This window comes from Sandarakinorhabdus oryzae (genome assembly GCF_009733735.1).
Taxonomy (GTDB): Bacteria; Pseudomonadota; Alphaproteobacteria; order Sphingomonadales; family Sphingomonadaceae; genus Sandarakinorhabdus; species Sandarakinorhabdus oryzae.
The window spans coordinates 1-6,359 of record NZ_WNJP01000157.1 but is presented as its reverse complement, the minus strand read 5'-3'; the positions used below and the strand labels follow the sequence as shown (position 1 = coordinate 6,359).

At 68.0% G+C, this 6,359-nt stretch carries 10 protein-coding genes; all 10 read left to right on the top strand.

The features are described 5' to 3' along the window. Window positions 1-196 precede the first annotated feature (196 nt). The gene (gene flgB / locus GJ693_RS12910; protein ID WP_156256698.1) at window positions 197-568 is read left to right on the top strand and encodes a flagellar basal body rod protein FlgB; all 372 of its coding nucleotides are present in this window, start codon (window positions 197-199) and stop codon (window positions 566-568) included. Then, window positions 565-966 (top strand): flagellar basal body rod protein FlgC, encoded by a 402-nt coding sequence (gene flgC / locus GJ693_RS12905; protein ID WP_156256697.1) that lies wholly within the window; start codon window positions 565-567, stop codon window positions 964-966. The genes flgB and flgC overlap by 4 nt, the downstream gene beginning before the upstream one ends. Next, a complete protein-coding gene (locus GJ693_RS12900) occupies window positions 963-1,253 on the top strand; it encodes a flagellar hook assembly protein FlgD (protein ID WP_156256696.1) in 291 nt (96 codons plus the stop codon). Before flgC ends, GJ693_RS12900 begins: the two co-directional genes overlap by 4 nt. 13 nt (window positions 1,254-1,266) lie before the next feature. Further along, window positions 1,267-2,562, top strand: a complete 1,296-nt coding sequence (locus GJ693_RS12895; protein ID WP_156256695.1) for a flagellar hook protein FlgE — start codon at window positions 1,267-1,269, stop codon at window positions 2,560-2,562. A 13-nt stretch (window positions 2,563-2,575) separates the two neighbouring features. Next, window positions 2,576-3,334 (top strand): flagellar hook-basal body complex protein, encoded by a 759-nt coding sequence (locus GJ693_RS12890; RefSeq protein WP_156256694.1) that lies wholly within the window; start codon window positions 2,576-2,578, stop codon window positions 3,332-3,334. A gap of 11 nt (window positions 3,335-3,345) precedes the next feature. After that, window positions 3,346-4,131: a flagellar basal-body rod protein FlgG gene (flgG, locus tag GJ693_RS12885; RefSeq protein ID WP_156256693.1), complete on the top strand. Its 786-nt coding sequence runs from the start codon at window positions 3,346-3,348 to the stop codon at window positions 4,129-4,131. Continuing rightward, window positions 4,124-4,804, top strand: coding sequence for a flagellar basal body L-ring protein FlgH (locus tag GJ693_RS12880; protein WP_156256692.1), 681 nt, complete (start codon window positions 4,124-4,126; stop codon window positions 4,802-4,804). Before flgG ends, GJ693_RS12880 begins: the two co-directional genes overlap by 8 nt. Beyond that, a complete protein-coding gene (locus GJ693_RS12875; RefSeq protein ID WP_156256691.1) occupies window positions 4,801-5,901 on the top strand; it encodes a flagellar basal body P-ring protein FlgI in 1,101 nt (366 codons plus the stop codon). The genes GJ693_RS12880 and GJ693_RS12875 overlap by 4 nt, the downstream gene beginning before the upstream one ends. Continuing rightward, window positions 5,901-6,158 carry a rod-binding protein gene (locus GJ693_RS12870; protein ID WP_156256690.1) on the top strand — a complete coding sequence of 86 codons (258 nt, stop codon included), beginning with the start codon at window positions 5,901-5,903 and terminating at the stop codon, window positions 6,156-6,158. The genes GJ693_RS12875 and GJ693_RS12870 overlap by 1 nt, the downstream gene beginning before the upstream one ends. Next, window positions 6,155-6,359: flagellar basal body protein (locus GJ693_RS12865; protein WP_235902884.1), on the top strand; the 205-nt coding region annotated here is incomplete at its 3' end. The genes GJ693_RS12870 and GJ693_RS12865, both read left to right, overlap by 4 nt.

Below are 6,359 nucleotides of genomic sequence, written 5' to 3'. Positions count from 1 at the left end.
CGCCTCGCCGGCCCGGGGCCGGCAAGCCCTTGCCGCTCCCCCCGGCAAGCCCTTGCCGCTGCCCCGGGCCGTCGCATGACGGCCCGGCACGGGAAATGGCGCCGTCGCACGACGGCCCGGCCTCGGGAAATGGCGCCGTCGTATGGCCCGTCCCTGCTGAAACCCGCCTTGGCACGCTTGTTGCTTGGGGCCGGGCATGACGATGCTCGACAACGCCCTTGGTCTCTCTGCCGATGCGCTTCGCTTGCGCGCGCAGCGGCTGGACGTGATCGCCGGCAATATCGCCAACGCCGCCACGCCGGGCTTCAAGGCCCGCGATCTTGATGCCGATGCGGCGCTGGCCCGCTTGCAGACGGCGCGCAATGGTGGCTTCGGCAGCGAACTGGCCAGCCAGCTGGGCGACATCAGGTATCGCGCCGCGCTGGTGCCCAGCCTGGATGGCAACACGGTCGAAATGGCCACCGAACAGGCCGCCTTTGCCGAGAACGCCGTCAAATATCGGGCATCACTGGGTTTCCTCACCGGCCGCATCCAGACCATCATGAGCGCCCTGAAAGGCGGCGAATGACGAAGCCCGGCCTTTCCACCTTTGATATCGCCGGGCGCGCCATGGCGGCCCAACTGGTGCGGATGAACGCCATCGCGTCCAACCTCGCCAACGCCGGCACCATCTCGGGCACGGAAGCGGGTGCCTATCGCGCGCTGCGCCCGGTGTTCCGCGCCGCCTATGATGGCCAGGCCGCCACCGTGGATGTCGCCCGCATGGCCCGCGCCGGCACCCCCGAAAAACGGCTGGATCCCAATCACCCGTTGGCCGATGCCACCGGGCACGTGTGGGCCGCTGCCGTCGATTCCAACCAGGAGATGGTCGAAATGGTCGAGACCGCCCGCGCCTATGCCAACAATGTCGAGGTGATGAGCACCGCCCGCGGCCTCATGCTCGACACGCTGCGGATCGGCAAATGAGCAGCGTTTCCGGCATCGCCGGCCTGCCAGCCGCAGCGCCCGCCACGGCAAAACCGCCCAAGTCCATGCTGGATCAGGGCGATTTCCTGCGGCTGCTCACCGCCCAGCTGCAGAACCAGGACCCGACCAAGCCGGTCGATAATTTCCAGTATGTCCAGCAGATGGCGATGTTTGCCCAGGTGTCGGGCAGCACGGAGACCAATGTGAAGCTGTCGGCGGTGATCGACCGGCTCGACCAGCTGATCGCGCAAGCGACGCCGCCTGCCTCCACCCAAGCGTCAAACTGAAGGAACCAGTCGCATGGCTTTCTACACTGCCTTTTCCGGCCTTGCCGGCGCCCAGACCGAGATGGCGACCATCGCCAACAATATCGCCAACGTCGGCACCAGCGGCTTCAAGCGCAGCCGCGTGGCCTTTGGCGACATCATCTCCACATCGGCGCTGCAGAACCCCAATCGCATCGTTGGCAGCGGCACCACGGTGCGCGCCATCACCCAGCAGTTCCAGCAGGGGCCAACCGAAACCAGCACCTCGGCGCTGGACATGGCGCTGGCCGGGCCGGGCTTCTTCGTGGTGAAATCCGGCGCCGGCGGCGTGCAGACCCATTTCACCCGCGCCGGCAGCTTTGGCGTGACGCCGGATCGCTTTGTGGTGGATAATCAGGGCCGCAAGCTGCAGCTGTTTCCGACCACCATGGACGGCGCCGTGCAATCGACCAGCCTGGCCAGCACGGTGCCGGCCCGCCTGCCCTTGAACAGCGGCGCGCCGCAGGCCTCCACTGAGATCCGTGTCACCGCCAACCTGCCGGCCGATGCGCCGATCATCGCCAACCGGCCGATCTACACGGCGACCAACCCTTATGTGTTTGACCGCAACGATCCGTCCACCTTCAACGCCAGCACGTCGGTGACAGTGTTCGACAGCCTGGGCAACCCGCTGGCGGCGACCATCTATTATGTGAAGGACAGTGTGCCCACCGCCGGCGACCCGTTCCACCGCTGGACCGCCCATGCCTTCGTCGGCAATCAGGAGCTCAACGTCGCCGGCACGCCGGGCATCCCAATGGAGTTCGACGTCAACGGCAACCTCACCAACCCGACGACGCCGTTCGTGTTTGACGCCTTCACCCCCGATACCGGGGCCGGCGCCATGGCCTTGGCCGTGGACCATGGCAGCGCCACGGTGCAGCAGGCCGGGCCGTTCAGCGTGGCGCTGATCGATCAGGATGGTGTTGCCTCCGGCCAGCTCGAAAGCGTGTCGGTGGAACCCGATGGCCTGTTGCGCGCCAGCTTCTCCAACGGCGAGGTGCAGGTGCTGGGCAAGGTGGCGCTGGCCAATTTCTCCAACCCGCAGGGCCTGAAACAAACTGGCGACGCCAGCTGGGTCGTCACCCCGCAGTCGGGGGAACCGATGATGGGCGAAGGCGGCCGCAACGGCATTGGCACCATCCTGTCGGGCAATATCGAGCGCTCCAACGTCGATCTCACCACCGAACTGGTCAATCTGATCGCGGCGCAGCGCAATTTCCAGGCGTCTGCAAAAGCCATCGAGACCGACAACCAGTTGATGCAGACCATCATCAACCTGCGCAATTGACGGCTGAACCGCTGTGGACCGCCTGATCTATACCGCCCTCACCGGCCTTTCCGCCCGGGCGCGCGAACAGCTGGTGACGGCCAACAACCTGGCCAATGCGCAGGTGCCCGGCTTCCGCCGCGAGATGGTGGCGCAGGAAGGCCGCTACTTGGACGCGCGCCGCGCTGCCGACGGCGCCTGGGAAGCCCGGGCGCAGGTGGGGGCGCCCAGCCTCGCCACGCCGGCGGTGCCCGGCAAGGTGCAGGCGACCGCACGAAGCCTGGACGTGGCACTGTCGGGAAATGCCTGGCTGGCCGTGCAGGGGCCAGTGATCGGCGGCGAGGTTAGGCAAGGCTATACGCGGCGCGGGGACCTGTCGCTGTCCTCCACCGGCATTTTGACCAACGGCGATGGCCGGGTGGTGCTGGGCATCAATGATGCGCCGATATCGGTGCCGCCGGGCGCCGCGCTCAACATCGCCACTGATGGCCGCATCACCGCGCTGTTGCCGGACGGGCCTACCGAGGTCGGGCAGCTGAAGCTGGTTGATGGGCGCAGCCTCTCGCCGCGTGACAAGGCCGCCGATGGCCTGTTCCTGCCCGAGGCGCGCCTGCCGCGCGACCCGGCCGCGCGCGTGGAAAGCGGTGCGCTGGAAAGCGCCAATGTGACCGCCACCGAAGCGCTGGTGGAGCTTGTGGAGGAACAGCGCGGGTTCGAGGTGAACGCGCGGCTGATCCGCCATGCGCAGGAAATGGACGAACAGGGCGCGCGGCTGATGCGTCTTGATGGTTGAGGAGTAACCCAATGACCACCGCCTTGCAGATTGCCCGTTCGGGGCTCGATGCGCTCGACCAGCGCATGAAGACGATTTCCAACAATCTCGCCAACGTTTCGACCACGGGGTTCAAGAAGGACCGGGCCAGCTTTGCCAGCCTGATGTACCAGGATGATCGCAACCCCGGCGCGGCCAGCGGCGCGGACACGCAATATGCCACCGGGCTGGGCACCGGCACCGGTGTGCGGGTGGTGGGCACCGAGCGCATTCACCAGCAGGGCACGCTGCAGCAGACGGAGAATGCGCTTGATCTGGCCATTGATGGCGCCGGCTTCTTTGCGGTGCAGCTGGCCGATGGCACCCAGGGCTATACCCGCGACGGCGGCTTCAAGCTGTCAGCCACCGGCGAGCTGGTCACCGCCTCGGGGCTCAGGCTGGCGCAGCCGCTGACGATTCCCGATGGCGCGCAGCAGATCACCATCTCGCAGGATGGCATCGTGACGGCCACCCTGGCCGGGCAGACGGCGCCGGTGGAGGTGGGGCAGTTGCAGCTCACCCGCTTCCTCAATCCGGCCGGGCTGATGCCGATCGGCGACAATCTCTATCGCGAAACCGCCGGTTCTGGGCCGCCAACCCTGGGCGTCGCCGGCCAGGCCGGCATGGGCAATATCCGCCAGGGCATGCTGGAAGGATCGAACGTGTCAACCGTGCAGGAACTGGTCGACATGATCGAGACGCAGCGCGCCTATGAGATCAACGCCAAGGTGATCAACGCGGCCGACGAGATGAGCCGTTATGTGACGCAAAATGTCTGAGGCGTCGTCTGCGCGACTGTCCCTGGCGTGCTGGCTGCTGGTGTCGGCGGCAGTGCTGCTGCTGGCGCAGCCGGCCGCCGCGAAGAAGCTGAAGCCGATCCCGCCGGCCATGACGGTTTTGCCGGTGCCGCCGGCGGTGCCGACGGGGAGCCTGTTCAACGCGCAGGCCTTCAGCGGCCTGGTCACCGACCGGCGGGCGCGGCGGGTGGGCGATCTGATCACCATCCGCCTGGTGGAGCGCACCCGCGCCAGCAAATCGGCCAGCGCCGAAAGCGGCCGCGACAGCGACAATGCGCTGCGCTTCCCGCCGGCCATCCCCTTTTCCGCCACGCTGAACGAGGCGACCCAGGGCGGAGCCAAGCAGAGCTTCAAGGGCAGTGGCTCGGCCGAGCAGAACAACGAACTGTTCGGCGAGCTGACCGTGACGGTGGCCGAAGTGCTGCCCGGCGGCGTCTTGCGGATCGCCGGCGAGAAGCGGCTGATGCTCAATCGCGGCGAGGAGCATCTGCAACTGACCGGGCTGGTGCGCGCCGATGATCTGGGCTTTGACAACAGCGTGCCCTCCACCCGAATTGCGGACGCGCGCATCCGATTTGGCGGGACGGGCCAGGTGGCGGACAACAGCCGCCAGGGCTGGCTGGCGCGCTTCTTTGCGAAGATTTCGCCCCTATGAAACCGACAAACGTGATGCGCTGGCTGATCCTGTTGGCTCTGCTGGCAGCGCCGGCCCAGGCCGAGCGGGTGAAGGACATCGCGCGCTTTTCCGGCGTGCGGGCCAACGCGTTGACCGGCTATGGCATCGTCGTCGGCTTGACCGGCACTGGCGACCAGAACCTGGAATTCACCATCCAGTCGCTGAAATCGGCCACCGCCCGCCTGGGCGTGCAGTTGCCGCCGGGCGTGAACCCGCAGCTGAGGAACGCTGCCGCCGTGATCGTGACGGCGGAGCTGGCGCCCTTTGCCAAGCCGGGCCAGCGGCTGGATGTGACAGTGGCGGCGCTGGGCCAGGCCAAATCCTTGCGCGGCGGCACCTTGTTGCTGACCGCGCTGCAGGGGCCGGATGGCGAGATTTATGCGCTGGCGCAGGGGTCGCTGGCGGTAGGCGGATTTGGCGCGGAAGGCCGCGACGGCAGCCGCATCGTCGTCGGCACGCCCGCCACGGGCCGCGTGCCCGGCGGCGGCATCATCGAACGCGGCGTCGCCTCGCCCTTCACCGGCAGCGGGCCCTTGTTCCTCGATCTCAACGAACCGGATTTTTCGGCCGCGAAGAGCGTGGCCGACGCCATCAACACGAGCCTGGGCGGCGCGTCGGCGCGGGCCGAGGACGGCATCCGCATCGCCATCACCGCGCCGGATGCACCGGATGCCCGCATCGCGCTGGCGGCGCGGGTGGAGGCGCTGGACGTCGCCCTGCAGCCGCCGGCGGCCAAGGTGATCGTCAACGCCCGCACCGGCACGGTGGTGATCTCGGGCGAGGTGCGCATCCTGCCCGCCGCCGTCGCGCACGGGAACCTGACCGTGCGGGTGACGGAAAACCAACAGGCCAGCCAGCCCGGCCCCTTCGGGCGCGGGCAGACGGTGGTGACGCAGCAATCGACCGTGGAGGCCGGCGAGGCGCAGACGCGCATGAACCTGTTCGCGCCGGGGGCGAAGCTGGGCGAGATCATTGATGCGGTGAATGCGCTGGGCGCCGCGCCGGGCGATCTGGTGGCGATCCTGGAAGCGCTGAAGGCGGCTGGCGCCTTGCGCGCCGAGCTGGTGGTGATCTGATGGAGATCAGGCCCGTCACCCTGCCCCTTTCGCCTGCGGCGGGCGAAGCAAAGGCCGCCGCCAGGGCCGGGCAGGACTTCGAGGCCCTGCTCGTCACCCGTCTGCTCAAGACGGCGCGCGCGGCAAAGCTGGGCGATGATCTGCTGGGCAACAACGACCAGGTCCGCGACATGCTCGACGACCAGCGCGGCCGCGCCATCGCCCAGGCCGCGCCACTTGGCCTGGCACAACTGCTCAGCCGGGAGGCCGCGAAATGATGGACCTGCTGCAGCTTGGGCGCTCGGGCGTGCTCGCCTTCCAGAAGGCGCTCAATGCCACTGGCGACAATGTCGCCAATGCCGACACGCCTGGCTATGTCAGGCGGCGCATCATGCTGGCCACGCAACCGGCCGGCCGCGGCGGGCCATTGGAGCGTGCGCCCCTGAGCGGGGCCGGCGTGCGCGCGGCCGCGCTGGTGC

Excerpts from the sequence above, each read along its gene's own strand:
- GJ693_RS12880 (WP_156256692.1), top strand. The coding sequence starts at position 4,124 with ATGTCTGAGGCGTCGTCTGCGCGACTGTCCCTGGCGTGCTGGCTGCTG.
- flgB (WP_156256698.1), top strand. The coding sequence starts at position 197 with ATGACGATGCTCGACAACGCCCTTGGTCTCTCTGCCGATGCGCTTCGC.
- flgC (WP_156256697.1), top strand. The coding sequence starts at position 565 with ATGACGAAGCCCGGCCTTTCCACCTTTGATATCGCCGGGCGCGCCATG.
- GJ693_RS12870 (WP_156256690.1), top strand. The coding sequence starts at position 5,901 with ATGGAGATCAGGCCCGTCACCCTGCCCCTTTCGCCTGCGGCGGGCGAA.
- flgG (WP_156256693.1), top strand. The coding sequence starts at position 3,346 with ATGACCACCGCCTTGCAGATTGCCCGTTCGGGGCTCGATGCGCTCGAC.
- GJ693_RS12900 (WP_156256696.1), top strand. The coding sequence starts at position 963 with ATGAGCAGCGTTTCCGGCATCGCCGGCCTGCCAGCCGCAGCGCCCGCC.
- GJ693_RS12875 (WP_156256691.1), top strand. The coding sequence starts at position 4,801 with ATGAAACCGACAAACGTGATGCGCTGGCTGATCCTGTTGGCTCTGCTG.
- GJ693_RS12895 (WP_156256695.1), top strand. The coding sequence starts at position 1,267 with ATGGCTTTCTACACTGCCTTTTCCGGCCTTGCCGGCGCCCAGACCGAG.